This window comes from Streptomyces sp. NBC_01260 (genome assembly GCF_036226405.1).
Taxonomy (GTDB): Bacteria; Actinomycetota; Actinomycetes; order Streptomycetales; family Streptomycetaceae; genus Streptomyces; species Streptomyces laculatispora.
This window is the reverse complement of record NZ_CP108464.1, coordinates 4,673,077-4,690,412: the sequence shown is the minus strand read 5'-3', so window position 1 is coordinate 4,690,412 and position 17,336 is coordinate 4,673,077. Positions and strand designations below refer to the sequence as shown.

Below are 17,336 nucleotides of genomic sequence, written 5' to 3'. Positions count from 1 at the left end.
CTCCCAGGTACGGCCCACAGCGCGAAAACGGCTTTACACACCGTGGAATACTTGGGTCCATCCCTTGTACTCCTACGGAAACGGCAGCCAGCTGATGGCCTCGGTCAATTCCCTCGCTTCCACGCTCCAGCAGCAGCTGGCGGACGCCCTGACGGCAGCTCTGCCGGATGCCGGTACCGCGGACCCGCTGCTGCGCCGAAGTGACCGGGCCGACTTCCAGGCCAACGGAATCCTGGCCCTCGCCAAGAAGCTCAAGGGCAACCCGCGCGAGCTGGCCGCCCAGGTCACGGCCGCCCTCCCGGCGAGCGATCTGATCAAGGACATCGAGGTCTCCGGCCCCGGCTTCCTGAACATCACGCTCTCCGACAGGTCGATCATCGAGACGCTCGCCGCCCGCGCCGCGGACGGCGAGGGCCGGCTCGGCGTCCCGTACAGCAGCGCCGTGGGCACCACCGTCATCGACTACGCCCAGCCGAACGTGGCCAAGGAGATGCACGTCGGTCACCTGCGGTCCGCCGTGATCGGTGACGCGATGGTGCAGATCCTGGAGTTCACCGGCGAGTCCGTGGTCCGGCGCCACCACATCGGCGACTGGGGCACCCAGTTCGGCATGCTCATCCAGTACCTGGTCGAGCACCCCGACGAGCTGGACCACGAGGGCGGCAAGGCCGACGGCGAAGCCGCCATGTCCTCGCTCAACCGGCTCTACAAGGCCTCGCGGGTGCTCTTCGACTCCGACGAGGAGTTCAAGGCCCGCTCGCGGGACCGGGTGGTGGCCCTCCAGGCCGGTGAGGCGGAGACGCTCGCCATGTGGCAGCGGTTCGTCGACGAGTCGAAGATCTACTTCTACTCGGTCTTCGACAAGCTCGACATGGAGATCAGCGACCCCGACATCGTCGGCGAGTCCGGCTACAACGACATGCTGGAGGAGACCTGCCGCATCCTGGAGGAGACGGGCGTCGCCGTCCGCTCCGAGGGTGCGCTCTGCGTCTTCTTCGACGATGTGCTGGGCCCGGACGGCAACAAGGTCCCGCTCATCGTCAAGAAGACGAACGGCGGTTACGGCTACGCGGCGACCGACCTCTCCGCGATCCGCGACCGGGTGCGGAACCTCAAGGCGGACACCCTGCTGTACGTGGTGGACGTGCGGCAGTCCCTGCACTTCAAGATGGTCTTCGAGACGGCCCGGCGGGCCGGCTGGCTGACCGAGGACGTCAAGGCGCACCAGCTGGCGTTCGGCACCGTCCTCGGCAAGGACGGCAAGCCGTTCAAGACCCGTGAGGGCGTCACGGTCAAGCTGGAGGACCTGCTCGACGAGGCGGTCGAGCGGGCGACGGCCGTGGTCCGGGAGAAGGCCGAGAAGGTCGGTCTGACCGAGGAGGAGATCGTCGAGAACGGCCGGTACGTCGGCATCGGCGCCGTGAAGTACGCGGACCTGTCGACCTCCGCCGTGCGGGACTACAAGTTCGACCTGGACCAGATGGTGTCGCTGCACGGCGACACGTCCGTCTACCTCCAGTACGCGTACGCGCGTATCCGGTCGATCCTGCGCAAGGCCGGCGACGCGAAGCCGGTCGCGCACCCGGAGCTGGAGCTGGCCCCGGCCGAGCGGGCGCTGGGTCTGCACCTGGACCGGTTCGCCGAGGTGCTGTCCGAGGTGGCGGCGGGCTACGAGCCGCACAAGCTGGCCGCGTACCTCTACCAGCTGGCTTCGCACTACACGACGTTCTACGACCAGTGCCACGTCCTCAGCGACGACAACTCGCCCGAGGTCGTCGAGAACCGGCTGTTCTTCTGCGACGTCACCGCCCGCACGCTCCACCAGGGCATGGCGCTGCTCGGCATCCGGACGCCCGAACGGCTCTGACCGCCACGCGTTCCCGACACGCCGTGCGTTCCTGACGCGAGGGGCCGCTGACACTCTCCTGGCCTACCCGGAGTGCTGTCAGCGGCCCTTCACGCGTCCGGCCGGGCACGACTGCGCGCGGTGGATGGCTCTCAGGAGGCTGTGACGCCCACGGTTGTGACGTCCGCGCCGATGTCGCACCAGGTGGTGGAAGTGCCACCGGACACCGCGCGGTTACCGAAGTGCCGGTAGGTGCCGTATCCGGGCTTGAAGCAGTCGATGAACTCGGTGAACGCTCCGCCCGTACAGCTGATGGAGGCGCCGTGATGTCCTGCGCTCCCGACCAGAGGTTTGGGGTTTCCGCAGGAAAGCCCTGACGCGGATGCCGCGGCCGGCGAGGCCACTCCCAGCAGCCCCCCGCCGGCCAGTGCGAGGGATGCGGCGACAGCTGCGACGCGGTGGTGACTACGCACGTTCGTCTCCTCTGAGGGTCGGACCGAAGTGATCGGTCCGATTCAGCCTGATCCACCCCGGACTGATCCACTAGACCGCCCGGACCAACTGGCCGAAAGCGTCATACCGCCCCAGGTGGGATGAAACGAGCGTCTGCCATCGACCGGCGCCGGTGGGGACGGCCGGACGGGCAGACGCCGAAGCGCGCGATGCACGAAATGAGTGGCGGAGGGTTAGCCGAAAATCGATCACGGACAGTTATTCGACGAACGCGATGCGTAGTTGACACTCCCGGCTCCCGGACGGGAGCCACGGGGCTTGGCTGCGGGAACTACTCGGGCCGTCCCAGCGCCCACCCGGAGACGTCGGACAGCCGCCCACGCCACAGCGGCAGCCGCAGCGGAGCCGCACCGCCGAACACGAGCGTGGCGTCGCGCAGATGAATCCAGCGGGGGAGCTGCTGCGCGTCCTCGTCGGCGCGGAGCTCCTTGATGCCCTGATCCACCGTCTCGGGGAACTCGGCGATGAGGTTGGCGCCCTCGCCCTCGACCTGTCGCAGACTCCTGGACCAGTCCGCCTTCCAGGCCTCGTGCCCGATCACGTCACCGTGCAGCACACCGGCCGGGATGGCCAGCGTGAGCGGCAGACCGGAGCGCATCTCCCGGTCGAGGAGCTGGATCAGCAGCTGGAGCTGGAGATCGGGCACCGCCTCGGTGATCACCGCGGTCGAGTCCGGTGAGCGGTCGACGGACTCGTTCATGGGATGTTCCCTTCGCCGCGGCGGTCGTCCCGGAACCGTATCCGGGCGAACCGCATTGTCTGGTGCCGCTCACCTGCCCCGAAGGGGCCACCGCACGCCTCGAATGGAACGGCCACCCGTACGGACGAATTTCGGATACACGGCAATGGCTCGGGTACACGCAGCCAAGACCGGCCACCGAGCCTTTTCCTCTGGGGTGAATCCACATGAACGACCAATGCGCCGCACCCGACTTCTCCACCGTGGAAATGTCCTCGGAGGCCGCACCCCCGCCGCTCCGGGCCTCGGATGCCCGCGAGGCCGCCGCCGTCTTCGTCGCGAAACTGAGTCCGGCACCGTCCACCCGCGCGGTCCAGAATCTGGTGCTGCTCTCCTCGGAGCTGGTGACGAATGCGATCCGGTACGCCGGAGGAGTCACCGCCCTGTCGTTCGGGGCCGATCAGGGTGCGCTGCACGTGCGGGTCGTCGACCCCAGCCCCACCCATCCGCAGTGCCGCGTCCCGGACCTGACCGGCCGGACGGGCGGCTTCGGCTGGCCGATGGTCCTCCGGCTGGCCAGCCACGTCACCATCCACCGTCACGGCAGCCGGGGAAAGACCATTCTCGCCACACTGGCGCGCTGAACGGTTCACCGGCCGATGAGTTCAGCGACCGCCGTCACAGAAAGCGGCGGAACGGCACGACCGACGCCTCCCGGATGCGCTGCACGACCGACCGCCGCTTCCAGCGCCCGCCCTCGATCAGGACACTCGCCTTCATGTCCTGATCGAAATGGCCGTCCAGCGTCGCGGTGAACGTACGGTCCATCACCGCGAGCATCACTTCCTCGTCGTGGTCCAGCGAGCGCCGGTTGAAGTTGGTCGAGCCGATCAGCGACGCGACGCGGTCGACCGTGATGGCCTTGGTGTGCATCATCGTCGGCTGGTACTGGAAGATCTTCACGCCGCAGGCGGTGAGGTCCTCGTAGTGCAGTTGTCCGGCCAGTTGGCAGACCCGCTTGTCGGTGTGCGGTCCCGGCAGCAGGATCTCCACATCGACCCCGCGCCGCGCGGCGGCACAGAGCAGTTCCACGAAGTACGTGTCGGGCGCGAAGTAGGCCGTGGTGAGCCGTACGCGCTCCTCGGCGGACTCCAGTACGACGCGGAGCAACGTCTGCATGTCCTGCCAGCCGACACTGGCCGAACCGCGCACGACCTGGACGACCGCCTCCCCGCGCGGCTGCGTCCGCAGGAACCGGTCGCGGGCGTCGAACAGTTCCTCGTGGCACTCGGCCCAGTTCTGCGCGAACGCCGCCGCCAGTCCGTCCACAGCGGGTCCGCGCACCTGTACGTGGGTGTCGCGCCACTCGTTCTCGTTGCGGGCGTCCCCGCACCACTCCTCGGCTATCCCGACGCCCCCGGTGAACGCTGTCTCCTCGTCGACCACGAGGACCTTGCGGTGGCACCGGTGGTTCTGCTTCAGCGGTGAGAGGTGCAGGGGTTTACGGAACCACGCCACCTGGACCCCGGCCGCCTCCATCCCCGCGAGCTGGTCCTTCTCGATCAGCCGGCTGCCGAACCCGTCCAGCAGCAGCCGGACCCTGACTCCGGCCCGAGCCCGATCGGCCAGCGTCCGGGCGAACTCCCCGGCTATGTCGCCACGCCAGTAGACGAAGGTCATCATGTCCACGGTGTGCTCGGCGCCCCGGATGCTCTCCAGCATCGCGGCGAAGATCGCGTCACCGTTGCGGAGCGGGACCAGCTCGTTTCCCTCGGTCGCGGCGATTCCGATGAGCCGCTCCAGCCGCCGTCGCAGCCTGAGTGCGCGCTCAACGAGGAGCGCGGTCTCCTGCTCGGCGGAGGCCTCGGAGGTGGAGGCGTCGGAGGTGGAGGCGTCGGACGTGTCCGGGCGGAGGTGCTCCGGTCTGTCGTCCATGGTGCTGGTCATACGTCTCCTCGACGGTCGTCGCTGGGCGGTTCCGTGCACCGCTCCCTGTGGAAGTTGCCCCGGGCACCTTCCCGCGACTTCGCCGTCCACGCGTTCGATCGCCCGCGTTACGGCTCACACAGCGCCCAGGAGCCCGAGCACCTTCCTGACCGCCTCGACCACCGGCTCCCCGACCGTCGACACCGTGGCCGCGATACCGGCGACCGCCAGCAGCGCGCGATGCCGCTCCTCCGGCGCCTGCGGCGGGACGCCCTGCCCGGTGAGGGCGGGCAGGTTGTCGTCCAGGACCCGGGCACTGGCCGGCGGGAGCTGCCCCCGCAGCTCACCGACCAGCCGCAGCAGTTCCCGTAGCGCCTCCCGCAACTCCGGGGAGACGGCTTCGGCGGACGGCGCGAAATGGTTGTTCTGGATGCCCGTGTTCCCCGAGCCGCCGTACATGTTCACGTTGTCGCCGCTCATGAATTCGCAATCCCCACGTTCCCGGACCCTCCGTACATATTGACGTTGTCCCCGAAGTGGTAGATCTGGGGACTCGCGCTGATTCCCTCCACCCGCACGGTGAACTCGGCCTCCGGATGGTCGATCGCGTGGGCGATGCGACCGACGAGCTGAATCAGTTCACCCGGATCACGGCTGGTCACCATCGCCGTCGACGGCCCCGACGTCTCCACCGCCAGCACGAAGTGCGAGCGGGCCGAGAGGACCTGGGTCAGCTCCAGCAGGTAGTAGACGAACCCGCCCACCGTCCCGAGCCACACGAGGAAGATGAACGGGCCACCACTGCTCTCGCCCCGGCCGATGGACGCCACCGCGTCCACCAGCAGAATGAGAACGGTCATGCCCACCGCCAGCGCGAGCGTCAACGCCACGCGCTTGCAGAACAGCGTGATCGCCTCCTTGCGTCGCGGACGCAGCACGAACGTGAAGACGCGGGCGATGTTCTCCAGCGGATACGCGGCCGGCCCGACCCACAGCAGCCGCTTGCTGACCCGGAGATCCACCGAGTGCACGAGCAGCGGCGAAGGCGCGCCCATGGGGCGCGGTGGTACGGCCGGTGGCTCCATGACTCCCCCTCGAATGATCGCTCACCGCGAAGGACCCATTAAGCGCCGCACCCTTTGTCGGTGCAAGCCGAAATCATTCAACGAAACTTCACAGCAACGGAGTTGGCGAGATCCGACCACCTGCCCCACCGTCCGCCCCGGAGCACCCCGCACGACCGGCAGGCCCTGCGCACACCTTCCCTGACCTGCGAGATCGACATCAGATCCGCGTTGACCGGCCTTCGGCCGACAGATTTTCGAGGACGACGACGACCACGACGACGAGGCCGAAATGGCCTCCCACCAGGACCGTCCTCCTGAACGGGACCGGGCTGAACCACGGCCACTCGGTCGCGGCCATGCTGCCGGCACGGGACACGGTCCTCCCCGAGGAGCCATCGGGCTCCTCGCCGAGGCCTCCGGCCGTCACCGCTCCCTGCGGAACTGACACCAGACCACCTTGCCGGGGCTGCGCTCCCCCACCCCCCACCCGTCGGAGAACGCCGCCACGATCAGCAGCCCCCGCCCCGACTCCCCGGCCGGCTCCCGCGCCACGGGCGTCCCGTCCCCGCTGTCGTGCACCTCGACCCGCATCAGCCGCCCCGCCTCGCTGAGCAGCAGCCGCACCCGGTACCCGCGCCCCGGCGGCACCCCGTGCACCAGGGCGTTGGTCGCCAGCTCGCTCGCACAGAGCAGTACGTCGTCGGCCCGCGCCCCGTACCCCCAGTCCTCGGCGGCGGTCCGCACGAACTCCCGCACGGACCGCACCGATAGGCGCTCGCGCCGGTAGAACCGCTCGCGCATGAGCACGAGTTGCATCGTCTCGTTCATGAGACGAGAGTCACACTCCGTGACTACGCTGATGCAGTACGTGCACCCGTACAGATTTCTTGTACGGGCCGGTCACGCGTGAAGTACGGACGAGAGTGGGGAGTGGGGACCGTATGCACCCCAGGAATCGGCAGCGCAAGAACGCGTCGGCAATGAAGCTCGTGGGCGCGCTCGTGGCGCGGTTCCGCATCGCCGCAGGACTGACCCAGCGCCAACTGGCCGAACAGGCCTGCGCCCAGCCGGAGACCATCGCCTCCATCGAACAGGGCCGCCGCACCCTGCTCCCTCCCCTGGCCCGCGTCCTGGACAGCCTCCTGGACACGAAGGGCACGCTGGAGACGGCGGTGGACAACATGCCGGAGGTGGACCTGATCCCGGCGTGGGCGGAGCAGTACATGGACCTGGAGCGGTCGGCGCTGGCGTTGTCCTTCTTCGCCAACCAGGTTCTGCCCGGCCTGTTGCAGACGGAGACGTACGCGCGGGCCGTCTTCGGCAGCCGCGTTCCGGCGTTCAGCCCGGAGGAGATCGACACCCACGTCAGCAACCGGCTGGAGCGTCAGGAGATCATGCGGCGCACACTCCCGCCCACCACGAGCTTCATCATCTCCGAGGCGATCGTGCGGGCACCCCTGGGCGGCCCCGTGGTGCATGAGGAGACCCTCCGCCACCTGCGCGCATGTGCCGATCTCCCCGGATTCGCGCTCCAGATCATGCCCCTGGACCGGGCCACGCACGCAGCCCTCGCCGGCCCGTTCATCCTGTTGGAAACACCGGACTACCAACGCATCGCCTACACCGAAACGCAGCGTGGCAGCCAGCTCATCTCCGACCCGGACGAGGTCAGCATCTTGTCGCAGAAATATGCGATGCTGCGAACGCAGGCCCACAACGTCGAGGATTCGAAGGGTCTGCTGGACCGGCTGCTAGGAGAGTTATGAGCACCGCACGTGTTTGGTTCAAATCCAGCTACAGCGGCAGCGACGGTGGCGAGTGCCTCGAAGTCGCCTACGACTGGCGGAAGTCCAGCTACAGCAGCGACGAAGGCGGCGAGTGCGTCGAGGTCGCCGCTCACCCCCGCGCCGTGCACGTCCGTGACTCCAAGAACCCCGAGGGCCCCGCGCTCACCCTCGCCCCCACCGCCTGGGCCGCGTTCACCGGGCACGTAGGACGCTGACGGGACGAGTGTCAGTGGGGGCGCCTAGGGTTTTGGCATGGCGATGCTCCCGAATCCCCTCCGCTCTCCGGCCGACACCGGGCTGGAACTCCCGCCCGGCACACGCGTGGTCGACACGGCCGACGGCGCGTGGGACGAACCACTGCTCTGGTACGGGGACGAGTCCGCGTCCCCCGGCTCGTGGGCCGCGCTGCGCGCGTTGGGGCGGCCCGTCGGGCTGCTTCCGGTACTGATCGACGGCGGGATGCGCACCCAGTGGCCCGAGCACTGGGACCTCATGCCGGCCCGGACGACGTACCCCGGGGACCATGACGCCGAGGATGTCCTGAGCGAGGTGTGGGAGGCGTACGCCGAGGACGAACTCGACCTCGACGACTCCGCGACCGACTGGCCGGGCCTGGCTCCCGTGCCGGCCGAGGCGGGGCCGGACACCCCGGACGGTCTGGCGGCCGAGATCGCGGACCAGATGACCCAGATGGACTTCTCGCCGGCCGGAATGCGGGCGGCGCTGGTGCCCGCGCGGCGCAGCGCGGACATACCGGCGGCGATCGGCTGGTCGGGGCCGCTCAACCACGAGAACGACGTGGCCCGGCTCTGCGCGGTGCTGCGTTCCTGGGAGGACCGGTTCGGGGCACGCGTCGTGGTGCTCGGCTTCGACACGATGGTCGTCTCCGTGAGCCGCCCGCCGACCACGGCGGCCGAGGCCGAGGCGCTGGCCGCCGAGCACTTCGCGTTCTGCCCGGACAACATCCAGCAGTCGACGCTCAACACCCTCCGGACATACGCGGAGAAGGCGGTGCTGAACCAGGAGACGTGGGCGTTCTGGTGGGACTGAGCCCCAGGGGCTTTCCGCTACTACGGGGACTGAGGGGTGGGGAGAGTCGGCTGTGCCGTGTTCTGGGGCGAGACCGGCTCGATCCCGCGGCGTCGGCTGACGAGCACGATGATCAGGGCGACCTGGAGCACGATGATGAGGACGAGGCCGGGGTAGGCGACGGGCTCGGTGCCGACCATGCTGGAGAACAGACTGGTGTCCCACAGCCCGTGGACGAGCATCGGCAGGAGGATCACGCCGCCCACACGCAGGCACAGGTAGAAGAAGTAGCCCGAGGTGCAGACGACCAGGGCCTGAATGATCGCCTGGGCGCCCTGGCCGATGGCGTTGCTGACGTGAGCCAGGCCGAAGATCACGGATGACCAGAGGGCGACCTTGCCCTCGCTGAATCCGGCGCGCTTGAACACGTGGACGCCGATGCCGCGGAACATCAGTTCCTCGCCCACACCGACGAACAGTCCGAGCAGCAGCAGGCAGCCGACCAGAGCGGCGCTCTGGTCGCCGAGGTGGCCGTAGTTCAGCCCGACAAGGGCGGCGAGCAGCATGGAGATCGGTACCCAGCGCACCCAGCGCCGCACGGGCGCGCGGTAGCGCAGCACTTCGCCCCACCAGCCGAGCCAGGTCACCAGTGCGGCCACGAACACGATCGAGGCGCCGATCGGGATCAGCGCGTTGCGAACGAGCGACTCGGTGGTCGGGAACTGGCTGTCGGAGGAGGAGGTGTCCACTCCGGTCAGCTGACCGATTCCCTGGATGATTCCCAGGTAGACGATCACCGCCACCAGGAACCACGGCCACGTGAATGTGCGCCCGACCTGCTTCTTCTCCGCCTCGGCTGTGTCCACCGGCCCCACCTTCACTGTCAACGGCATTGCCGCACCCGCCGCGTCGTTCGCACGGTGATCGCCGAATCTTCCCATGTCACGATCTAATAGGACTATAGGTGAACACCCGACTCACCTACCGCCCGCGAGGAGCCCGCGCAGTCCGGCGACATGGGCGCTGATGTCGCGTTCGGCGGGCGGGGCGGCCGGGGCGTCGGTGGCGGTCCTGGGCTGGTGGCAGGGTTGGCAGAGGCCATGGGGGAGTGCTTCGGGGCGGCCGGGGGTGCCGCATTCGGTGCACTCCATCATCACGCGCCGGACGGGGGCCCCGGCGGGTGGCGGTGTGGGGGCGGTGGGCAGTGCGGGCGGGATCTTGTCGTTGAGGCGGTGGCGGAGGAAGCCGACGGGTGAGTCGACGCGGGCGGGCAGTCCGGCGGTGACGGCGCGGGTGAGGTAGTCGGCGCCCACGCCGCGTGCGAGCCAGCGCTCGGCCAGGGGTGCCAGGGCCGTGCAGTCGGCGGCGGAGAGCGCGAGGCGCGCGTCGGCGCGCCCGAGCCCGGCCAGCGCGAGGTACGCGGGCGAGGGCGGGGGCGGGGCTCTCGGTGCGGGGCGCGGGGGCCGGTTTCCGTACGGGTTCGGGGACGGAGGCAGGGGCGGGCTCGGGCGCCAGATGGTTCGCCCACCATTCGCTGTCGTGGGCGGTCCGCGACCAGTAGGTCCGGAACACCCACCGCACCTGGTCACCGCCACCGACCGCGCACCGTACGCGCCGCAGATGCCCGGCCACCGACAGCGCGGTCAGGGCGGAGCCGACGGCCTGCTGTCCGTACAGCGGGATCTGCTTGGCGAGGCACTTCACGCTCATCGTGGCGCCCTCGGGCAGCCGCTCGATGAACGCGGCCACATACCGCACCCGCAGGGGCAGCAACGCGAAGTCATCAGCGAGGGGCGGAAGTTCGTCCGGGACGGATCGCTTGCCGTAACCGGGATGGGCCATCGGGCACGGGGCCGGCACTGCGGACGCGGGCAGAGCGGGACTAAAGTTCTGAGGAGCCACGAGATCGTTTCCTTTGCTTGCGATCTTGAGGTCAGACCCCGGCCGGTGCGATTACACCGCGTCGGGGTCGCTTCGTTCTCGCACCGTAGACAGTCGCCACGCACCGTCGCAAGCTGTCACCATTAGTCATACTTGCTGGCCGTGACGGGTCAGGGAGGTCGGGAAGGTTTTCCCAACCACCCTTCTCTCCCTACCGGTTAAAGGAAGGCGCTCGAATCTCGGAGCTCGTGTCCCGGGTCTCGAATCCCGAGCCTCAAGCCCCGGCCCGGCCCCGCCCCTCATACGCTCGAACGAGTGAATCGCCCCACTCGAATCCCGGGACCCGAGACCCGAGCCCCGAGATTCGGGTGGGCGTCAGAGGGAGGGGGCCTCCCACTTGGAGGTGTCCCTGTTGTAGCGGTACTCCGGCCGTCCCGCGATGCTGCTCGTACGGAACGGCTTTCCGCCGTCGTCGATGCGCATCGTGCCCGTCTGGCCGCCGCTGCTCCACTCCAGCTCCAGGTACCACCTGACGTCGTGGCCCTCCACATGCGCGTCGAGGTCGAAGACCTCCACATCCTTGGAGGAGACGCTGAACGGGAAGTCCTTCGGCGGGACCTTCTTGTCCCCCTGCTGCCCCGCCACGGGCGTGAGCGCGGGACGGCTGTTGTCCAGGCCGATATCGAAGGACTGGGGCTCGATTCCGCTCCCGCAGCCCTCGCCCATCGAGAACGCGGACCGCTTCAGGGGCGCGTCGCGGTTCAGCACCCGCACGTTCATCCTTCGCAGGACGACCGCCTGCTGCGAGGTGCCCTGCACGGTGAGTTCGAGCTTCATCTGGCCGCCGTCCACCCCGCCCAGCGCACGGGCCCAGCCACGGGTGTCCTGCGGCACGGGCGGCGGAGGCACGAAGTCGGCGTCCTGGTCCAGCAGGTAGTACTGCCCGCAGGGCTCTTCCCAGTTGTACGAGCTGATGGTGACGGTCGGCGGCCGCCCGGTGGCAGCCTTCGGCACGGATTCCGTGTGGTGCGCGGCGGGCTTGGAGGTGCCCGCGGACGGAGTGGGGGACCCGGTGTCCGCGGAAGCGCTCGGCTTCCGCGAGGGGCTGGGTGACGCGGAGGCGCTCTTCGAGGCCTCGGCCACGGTGTCCGCCTTCTTGTCGTCATCCCCCGGGTCCGTCGCGTGCGGGGTACCCACGGCGGCGTCCTCGCTCGCCCCGGCGAGCTGGTTGGCGACGACGGCGGTGGGCACGGTGAGCGCGACGACGGCCGCCGCGGCGAGCAGCACGCGCGTACGGGCCGACGCGCGTCGCCAGCGGGCGGCCGGGGCGGCGGACGCGGCCGGGTGCTCACGCTCCAGGTCGGAAGCGGGCGCGGACTCGGGTGCGGACGCGGGCGCGGACTCTGCTTCCGGCTCGCGTCGACGCTCGGGCTCGGGAGCCGGCTCGGGAGCCGGAGCCGGAACCTGAACCGGAGCCGAGGCATTCGCCGCCGCCCCGTTCTCCGGCTTCCCGTTCTCCGGCTTCCCGCGTCGCCGCGCGGCCTCGGCGACGATCCACCGCCGGTGCAGCTCCACGAGTTCGTCGGACGTGGCCCCGCACAGCCGGGCCAGCCGTTCCACGGACCCGTACTCGTTGGGGACGGCGTCCCCGTTGCAGTACCGATGAAGCGTCGACGTGCTGACGTGCAGCTTCGCGGCGAGCACCCCGTAACTGCGTCCCGAACGGTCCTTCAGTTCCTTGAGCAGGGCCGCGAACTCTTCGGCCTCCGGCGTCGCCACTGCAGCGTTCCCCCTCCTGATTCATCCCGGAACACCGTTCCAGGGACGTGGAATCTGCCCAGGTCACAGTACGCGCAGGCATTCCAGCATCCCCAATGGCTCGGCAGGTGTTGCGGCCGGAATCCGCCGCCCCGCAAGCTGTGGACACACCGCAGAGAGCACAGGGGACGAGCAATGCGAACCCTCTTCCGCATCGAGCTCATCGATGTCCTGGCCGTCGGCGTAGTGATCGTGACCGGCACGGTCGTCATGATCCTCATCCGCCAGTACTGAACATCCAGCGCTGGACGTCCAGCACTGAACCGCACAGACCACCACCACTTCACGGGGAGTACCACCATGCGCAGCAACCGCATCCGCACCACCGCCCTCGCCGCCACCGCCCTCCTGGCCGCCCTCTCGCTCACCGCATGCAGTGGTGACAACGGCAGCACGAACGACAACGGCAAGGCGGCAGCGTCCGCTCCGGCAGGGGACAGCGCCGGCAAGCAGTCCCAGCCCCCGGCCGCCGCGCCGGAGAAGGACGCCACCGACGCCGACGCGCAGACCGACGGCACGTCGAAGAACGCCGCGCCGCCCGTCACGAAGAGCGGAAAGGGCGCCGACACCGGCTCCACCAGCCAGGTGAGCAAGAACTCCAGCGGCAAGACCACCAGCAGCAAGCCCGTCACCTGCACCGGCACGAACGCCAAGACCACGGTCACCAAGGTGAGCCGCCCCATCAACCACCTGCTGCTCACCGTGACCAACGCGGGCAGCCGCCCCTGCTACGCCTACTACGCCCCGATGCTCCGCTTCGACGACGCGCAGGCCGTCTTCCCGATCCTGAAGGACAGCCAGCCGCAGGCCGTCGTCACGCTCGACCCGGGCCAGTCCGCGTACGCCTCCATCGGCCTCACCGGCGAGCCCGGCAGCGGCCCGGCCCCGCGCAAGGCCACCCACCTCAAGGTGTACTTCGCCGACCGTAACTCCGGCTCCACGGGCGCCCCGGCCGAGCTGCCGCTCCCGGCCAACACCTACTGGGACGACAACGGCTTCGTCACCTACTGGCAGACCGAGATGGCCGACGCCCTCCAGTACTGAACAGCCAGTACTGAACAGCCAGTACTGAACCGCCAGTACTGAACCGCCGGCGCTGAACCGCACAGACCACCAGCACCACCACCAGCAGCACCACTTCACGGGGAGTACCACCATGCGCAGCAACCGCATCCGCACCACCGCCCTCGCCGCCACCGCGCTCCTGGCCGCCCTCTCGCTCACCGCGTGCAGTGGTGACAGCGGCAGCAGCGAGAGCAGCAAGGCGGGAGCGGCCGCCCCGGTGGCGCACACCATCGACAAGCAGGCCACGTCCCAGCCCGAGTCCCAGTCCCAGCCCCAGACCGCCGCACCGGAGGAGGGCGCCACCGACGCCCCCGCCGCCAACTCCGGCACCAAGACCGGCGGCAGCGGCAGCGGCACGACGAAGAACACCGCGCCGCCCGCCACGAGCGACGGGAAGAACACCAGCGGCTCCACGGACAAGGCAGGCAACACTGCCGGCCCCACCAGCAGCAGCACCAAGACGGTCACCTGCACCGGCAGTAACACCAAGGTCACCGTCACCAAGGTGAGCCGCCCCATCAACCACCTGCTGCTGACCGTGACGAACGCGGGCTCCCAGCTCTGCAACGCCTACTACGCACCCAAGCTCCGCTTCGACGACGCGCAGGCCGTCTTCCCGATCCTGGAGGACAGCCAGCCCCAGGCCGTCGTGACACTTGAGCCGGGCCAGTCCGCGTACGCCGCCATCGGCCTGACCGGCGAGCCCGGCAGCGGCCCCGCCCCCCGCAAGGGCAGCCACCTCCAGGTCAACTTCGCCGGCAAGAACCCTGTGGGTTCCACGGGCGCCCCCGCCGAGCTGACGCTCCCCGCCAACACCTACTGGGACGACAACGGCTTCGTCACCTACTGGCAGACCGAGATGGCCGACGCCCTCCAGTACTGAGCCCCGTCCGCCCCATCTGCCCTGCCCGCCCCCCGTCCACCCCGCCCACCGGCGGGGCAGGCGGGGCGCGGGCGCGTACGGGGAGTGCGCCGCCTCCCACGGGGAAGCCACACACAATGGACCGGACAGAGAGCCTCATCGATCAGTTCCACGCACAGCCCCCCGAGAGCGACAAGCGGCGCGAACTCGTCGCGGGAATAGGCGACATACTCGCGGACCGGCCCGACCACCCGGCGGCCCTGCCGTTCCTCGCCTCGGTGACCGAGGACACCGAGGAGTACGAGCTCGCCAGGATCGAGGCCACGACGGCCCTGCGGCTGTGGCCGCCCACGGACGGCACGCACCGCCGGCGGGCCGCCCGCGCACTGCTGGCCGTGATGCGCGGGCCCGACGAGGACCTGGTGCGGCAGTACGCGGCCATGGCGCTGGGCCCCTACGCGGACGACCCGGAGGTCCACGACGCGATGGCGGCCGCCGTCCTGCGCGACGAGGACCAGCTCGTCCGGGACAACGCCCTGGCAGCGCTCAGCCACGCGGGCCCGAGCGAGAGCCGGGCCGAGGTGCTGCACCGGCTGGCCGACGACCGGACACTGGGCCGGGAGGCCGCCCGCATCCTCGCGGCCTGGGGTCACGGACCGGGGGCCTGAGCGCCGGTCCCCGCCCCCGGGCCGGGACCGCCGCACCGGCCGACATGTGGGGCATCGTTCATCGTTTCCCCGCAAAGGCTGCCCGGTGCGCGTGCGCCACCCGTGCTGGGCGGGGCCCCGAGACAACCTGATCACGATCCGGAACATCTCCTCTCACAAGTCCGCGCCCCCGCCGTGGACGGTGAACGAGGAGCTGAAGCATGGCCCGACGCCCCATCCGCCCGAAACGCCCTCGCGTGCGCCGAGTCGACTACCCCCGCCGGGGGAGAACCAACTGGCTCCGCTGGGCCCCTTCCTGGCGGCAGGTGCTGAGCGCGGCCCTGCTCGGACTCACGGCGCTGGCCGGGCTGTTCGCCGCCGTGTACGCGTCCGTCGACATCCCGGACGAGAACGCCGAGGCCAGCAGGCAGGGCACCGTCTACTACTGGGCGGACGGCAGCCAGTTGGTGAGCGTGGGCGCGGTCAACCGGCAGAACGTCACGCTCGCCGACATACCCGACTCGATGGAGCACGCGGTCATAGCCGCCGAGAACGAGACCTTCTACTCCGACGCGGGGGTATCGGTGAAGGGGATCGCCCGCGCGGCCGTCAGCATGGTCGAAGGCGGTGAGACCCAGGGCGGCTCCACCATCACCCAGCAGTACGTGAAGAACACCTACCTCAGCCAGGAGCAGTCGGCGAAAAGGAAGTTCAAGGAGTTCTTCATCTCGCTCAAGCTGAGCAACAAGCAGAGCAAGGCGGAGATCCTCCAGGGATATCTGAACACCAGCTGGTTCGGCCGCGGCGCCTACGGCATCCAGGCAGCGGCGGTCACGTACTACGGAATCCCCGCGAAGAACCTCGATCCCAGCCAGACCGCGATGCTCGCGTCCCTGCTCAAGGGGGCGGAGGAGTACGACCCCTCGGGCGGCAAGGGCAACCACCAGCGCGCCGTCGACCGCTGGGAGTGGATCCTGGACCGGCAGGTCGAGAACGGCATGATGACGAAGGCCGAGCGGGCCACGTACAAGAAGTTCCCGGAGCCGCGGGACGCGGTCAAGCCGACCAGCCTCGGCGGCCAGACCGGCTACCTCGTCGACATCGCCAACAAGTACATCAAGAAGCGTTCGGGCCTCACCGCCAAGGACCTCGCCCGGGGCGGCTACCGGGTGCACACCACCTTCGAGAAGGACAGGGTGCAGCAGCTGGAGCGGGCCGTGCGCAGCGTGCGCAGGCACGACCTCGCCCCCAAGAAGCGCCCCGCGGACAAGTACGTCGAGGTCGGCGCCGCATCCGTCCGTCCCGAGGACGGGGCCGTGGTCGCGGTGTACGGCGGAGCCGACGCGACCACCCGTTTCGCCAACAACGCCGACACCGCGGGCGTCCCCGTCGGCTCGGCCTTCAAGCCCTTCGTGCTGGCCGCGGCCCTTCAGAAGGGCGGCGGAATCACCCTGGACAGCGGCTACAGCAGTACGGGGCGTCTGATCACGGGCGGCCCGCGCCCGGCGACGCCCACGACCCCCTCGGGTGGCGGTGTCCTCCCGGTGCCGGTCCTGGTGCCGACGACCCTGCGCGACGCGCTGATCAGATCGGCCAACCTCACCTTCGAACGGCTCGGCAAGGACATCGGGCTGAAGAAGGTGAAGGAGATGGCGGTCGCGGCCGGGCTGCACGAGGAGAGCCTGGCCCGGCTGGACAAGTCCTTCCCCCTCGGCACGTCCACACCGAGCGCGGTCAGGATGGCGGACGCGTACGGCGCCTTCAGCAACGGCGGTATGCGGGCCGAGCCCTACTCGGTGACCGGGATGACCCGGGACGGCGAGGCCATCGAGGGCTTCGGGAAACCGGCGCCGCAGCGCGCGATGGACGCCTCGGTGGCCAACGATGTGAAGGACACCCTGGGCATCTCGGCCTGGACGTCGCTGGCGCAGGACAAGAAGTTCGACGCGTTCGCCGGTTCCGGGACCCTCGACGACCTCTCGGCGGGCGCGACCGACGGGGACGACCGGATGAAGTCGGCCTGGTTCATCGGCCACGCCAAGGGGCTGACCACGGCCGTGACGATGTTCCGCAACAAGCCGGGAACCCCTCAACTGCTGGGCATGCAGGGCGTGGGCGGGGACGACTCGGAGCGCGGCAATGTCTTCCCGCTCCGGATCTGGACCGCCTACGCCACCGCGAAGTAGGCCCACCGGCCCGGTAGCGCCGTACGCGAA

18 protein-coding genes and 1 pseudogene are annotated in these 17,336 nt (G+C 69.5%); 9 read left to right on the top strand and 10 right to left on the bottom strand.

What is annotated here, in order from left to right:
• Nucleotides 1–94 precede the first annotated feature (94 nt).
• Nucleotides 95–1,867, top strand: a complete 1,773-nt coding sequence (gene argS, locus OG322_RS21005) for an arginine--tRNA ligase (protein ID WP_123462065.1) — start codon at nt 95–97, stop codon at nt 1,865–1,867.
• Nucleotides 1,868–1,998: 131 nt separating this feature from the next.
• Here the strand turns inward: argS and OG322_RS21000 are convergent, their stop codons facing one another.
• Together OG322_RS21000 and OG322_RS20995 are read right to left on the bottom strand one after the other, a co-directional pair.
• On the bottom strand, nt 1,999–2,319 hold the full coding sequence (locus tag OG322_RS21000) for a hypothetical protein (protein ID WP_123459983.1): 321 nt from the start codon (nt 2,317–2,319) through the stop codon (nt 1,999–2,001).
• 311 nt (nt 2,320–2,630) lie between these two features.
• Entirely contained in the window at nt 2,631–3,059 is a 429-nt protein-coding gene (locus OG322_RS20995; protein ID WP_123459984.1) for a hypothetical protein, read from the bottom strand.
• A 206-nt stretch (nt 3,060–3,265) separates the two neighbouring features.
• Here OG322_RS20995 and OG322_RS20990 point away from each other — a divergent pair, with 206 nt between their 5' ends.
• Complete coding sequence (locus tag OG322_RS20990) at nt 3,266–3,682, top strand: ATP-binding protein (RefSeq protein ID WP_123459985.1); 417 nt, start codon at nt 3,266–3,268, stop codon at nt 3,680–3,682.
• Between the two features lie 34 nt (nt 3,683–3,716).
• Here OG322_RS20990 and OG322_RS20985 read toward each other — a convergent pair whose 3' ends face one another.
• The 5 genes from OG322_RS20985 to OG322_RS20965 all read right to left on the bottom strand — a co-directional run bounded on the left by OG322_RS20985 (nt 3,717) and on the right by OG322_RS20965 (nt 6,859).
• Entirely contained in the window at nt 3,717–4,985 is a 1,269-nt protein-coding gene (locus OG322_RS20985; RefSeq protein WP_124284279.1) for a phospholipase D-like domain-containing protein, read from the bottom strand.
• 114 nt (nt 4,986–5,099) lie between these two features.
• Nucleotides 5,100–5,444, bottom strand: coding sequence for a hypothetical protein (locus OG322_RS20980; protein WP_123459987.1), 345 nt, complete (start codon nt 5,442–5,444; stop codon nt 5,100–5,102).
• Nucleotides 5,441–6,019, bottom strand: a complete 579-nt coding sequence (locus OG322_RS20975; protein ID WP_241200012.1) for a DUF6232 family protein — start codon at nt 6,017–6,019, stop codon at nt 5,441–5,443. Before OG322_RS20975 ends, OG322_RS20980 begins: the two co-directional genes overlap by 4 nt.
• 229 nt (nt 6,020–6,248) lie before the next feature.
• Nucleotides 6,249–6,479 (bottom strand): hypothetical protein, encoded by a 231-nt coding sequence (locus OG322_RS20970; RefSeq protein WP_124284280.1) that lies wholly within the window; start codon nt 6,477–6,479, stop codon nt 6,249–6,251.
• Nucleotides 6,455–6,859: an ATP-binding protein gene (locus tag OG322_RS20965; protein WP_123459990.1), complete on the bottom strand. Its 405-nt coding sequence runs from the start codon at nt 6,857–6,859 to the stop codon at nt 6,455–6,457. The genes OG322_RS20970 and OG322_RS20965 overlap by 25 nt, the downstream gene beginning before the upstream one ends.
• Before the next feature lie 113 nt (nt 6,860–6,972).
• Between OG322_RS20965 and OG322_RS20960 the strand changes: the two genes are divergently transcribed.
• The 3 genes from OG322_RS20960 to OG322_RS20950 are packed head-to-tail and all read left to right on the top strand — an operon-like array spanning nt 6,973 to nt 8,868.
• Nucleotides 6,973–7,797 carry a helix-turn-helix domain-containing protein gene (locus OG322_RS20960; protein WP_329306792.1) on the top strand — a complete coding sequence of 275 codons (825 nt, stop codon included), beginning with the start codon at nt 6,973–6,975 and terminating at the stop codon, nt 7,795–7,797.
• Complete coding sequence (locus tag OG322_RS20955; RefSeq protein WP_329306791.1) at nt 7,794–8,033, top strand: DUF397 domain-containing protein; 240 nt, start codon at nt 7,794–7,796, stop codon at nt 8,031–8,033. Before OG322_RS20960 ends, OG322_RS20955 begins: the two co-directional genes overlap by 4 nt.
• A gap of 37 nt (nt 8,034–8,070) precedes the next feature.
• Entirely contained in the window at nt 8,071–8,868 is a 798-nt protein-coding gene (locus OG322_RS20950; RefSeq protein WP_123459993.1) for a DUF4253 domain-containing protein, read from the top strand.
• A 20-nt stretch (nt 8,869–8,888) separates the two neighbouring features.
• On the opposite strand, the gene OG322_RS20945 is transcribed toward OG322_RS20950, so the two are convergent.
• The 3 genes and pseudogenes from OG322_RS20945 to OG322_RS20935 form a co-directional block, all read right to left on the bottom strand.
• A complete protein-coding gene (locus OG322_RS20945; protein WP_260146692.1) occupies nt 8,889–9,713 on the bottom strand; it encodes a CPBP family intramembrane glutamic endopeptidase in 825 nt (274 codons plus the stop codon).
• A gap of 111 nt (nt 9,714–9,824) precedes the next feature.
• Nucleotides 9,825–10,689, bottom strand: a pseudogene (locus tag OG322_RS20940) (MarR family transcriptional regulator).
• A 414-nt stretch (nt 10,690–11,103) separates the two neighbouring features.
• Nucleotides 11,104–12,507 (bottom strand): helix-turn-helix domain-containing protein, encoded by a 1,404-nt coding sequence (locus OG322_RS20935; RefSeq protein WP_329306790.1) that lies wholly within the window; start codon nt 12,505–12,507, stop codon nt 11,104–11,106.
• Between the two features lie 339 nt (nt 12,508–12,846).
• Here OG322_RS20935 and OG322_RS20930 point away from each other — a divergent pair, with 339 nt between their 5' ends.
• The 4 genes from OG322_RS20930 to OG322_RS20915 all read left to right on the top strand — a co-directional run bounded on the left by OG322_RS20930 (nt 12,847) and on the right by OG322_RS20915 (nt 17,306).
• Nucleotides 12,847–13,590, top strand: coding sequence for a DUF4232 domain-containing protein (locus OG322_RS20930; protein WP_329306789.1), 744 nt, complete (start codon nt 12,847–12,849; stop codon nt 13,588–13,590).
• 112 nt (nt 13,591–13,702) lie between these two features.
• Nucleotides 13,703–14,494 (top strand): DUF4232 domain-containing protein, encoded by a 792-nt coding sequence (locus OG322_RS20925; RefSeq protein WP_123459998.1) that lies wholly within the window; start codon nt 13,703–13,705, stop codon nt 14,492–14,494.
• Nucleotides 14,495–14,610: 116 nt separating this feature from the next.
• Nucleotides 14,611–15,141, top strand: a complete 531-nt coding sequence (locus OG322_RS20920) for a HEAT repeat domain-containing protein (RefSeq protein ID WP_329306788.1) — start codon at nt 14,611–14,613, stop codon at nt 15,139–15,141.
• Nucleotides 15,142–15,341: 200 nt separating this feature from the next.
• Nucleotides 15,342–17,306, top strand: coding sequence for a transglycosylase domain-containing protein (locus OG322_RS20915; RefSeq protein WP_329306787.1), 1,965 nt, complete (start codon nt 15,342–15,344; stop codon nt 17,304–17,306).
• Nucleotides 17,307–17,336 lie beyond the last annotated feature (30 nt).

What these genes read in the sequence shown, in the direction of transcription:
- OG322_RS20985 (WP_124284279.1), bottom strand. Translation starts at nt 4,985, where the DNA reads ATGACCAGCACCATGGACGACAGACCGGAGCACCTCCGCCCGGACACG.
- OG322_RS20930 (WP_329306789.1), top strand. Translation starts at nt 12,847, where the DNA reads ATGCGCAGCAACCGCATCCGCACCACCGCCCTCGCCGCCACCGCCCTC.
- OG322_RS20965 (WP_123459990.1), bottom strand. Translation starts at nt 6,859, where the DNA reads ATGAACGAGACGATGCAACTCGTGCTCATGCGCGAGCGGTTCTACCGG.
- OG322_RS20920 (WP_329306788.1), top strand. Translation starts at nt 14,611, where the DNA reads ATGGACCGGACAGAGAGCCTCATCGATCAGTTCCACGCACAGCCCCCC.
- OG322_RS20925 (WP_123459998.1), top strand. Translation starts at nt 13,703, where the DNA reads ATGCGCAGCAACCGCATCCGCACCACCGCCCTCGCCGCCACCGCGCTC.
- OG322_RS20995 (WP_123459984.1), bottom strand. Translation starts at nt 3,059, where the DNA reads ATGAACGAGTCCGTCGACCGCTCACCGGACTCGACCGCGGTGATCACC.
- OG322_RS20960 (WP_329306792.1), top strand. Translation starts at nt 6,973, where the DNA reads ATGCACCCCAGGAATCGGCAGCGCAAGAACGCGTCGGCAATGAAGCTC.
- OG322_RS20915 (WP_329306787.1), top strand. Translation starts at nt 15,342, where the DNA reads ATGGCCCGACGCCCCATCCGCCCGAAACGCCCTCGCGTGCGCCGAGTC.
- OG322_RS20955 (WP_329306791.1), top strand. Translation starts at nt 7,794, where the DNA reads ATGAGCACCGCACGTGTTTGGTTCAAATCCAGCTACAGCGGCAGCGAC.
- OG322_RS20990 (WP_123459985.1), top strand. Translation starts at nt 3,266, where the DNA reads ATGAACGACCAATGCGCCGCACCCGACTTCTCCACCGTGGAAATGTCC.
- OG322_RS20950 (WP_123459993.1), top strand. Translation starts at nt 8,071, where the DNA reads ATGGCGATGCTCCCGAATCCCCTCCGCTCTCCGGCCGACACCGGGCTG.
- OG322_RS20980 (WP_123459987.1), bottom strand. Translation starts at nt 5,444, where the DNA reads ATGAGCGGCGACAACGTGAACATGTACGGCGGCTCGGGGAACACGGGC.
- OG322_RS20975 (WP_241200012.1), bottom strand. Translation starts at nt 6,019, where the DNA reads ATGGGCGCGCCTTCGCCGCTGCTCGTGCACTCGGTGGATCTCCGGGTC.
- argS (WP_123462065.1), top strand. Translation starts at nt 95, where the DNA reads ATGGCCTCGGTCAATTCCCTCGCTTCCACGCTCCAGCAGCAGCTGGCG.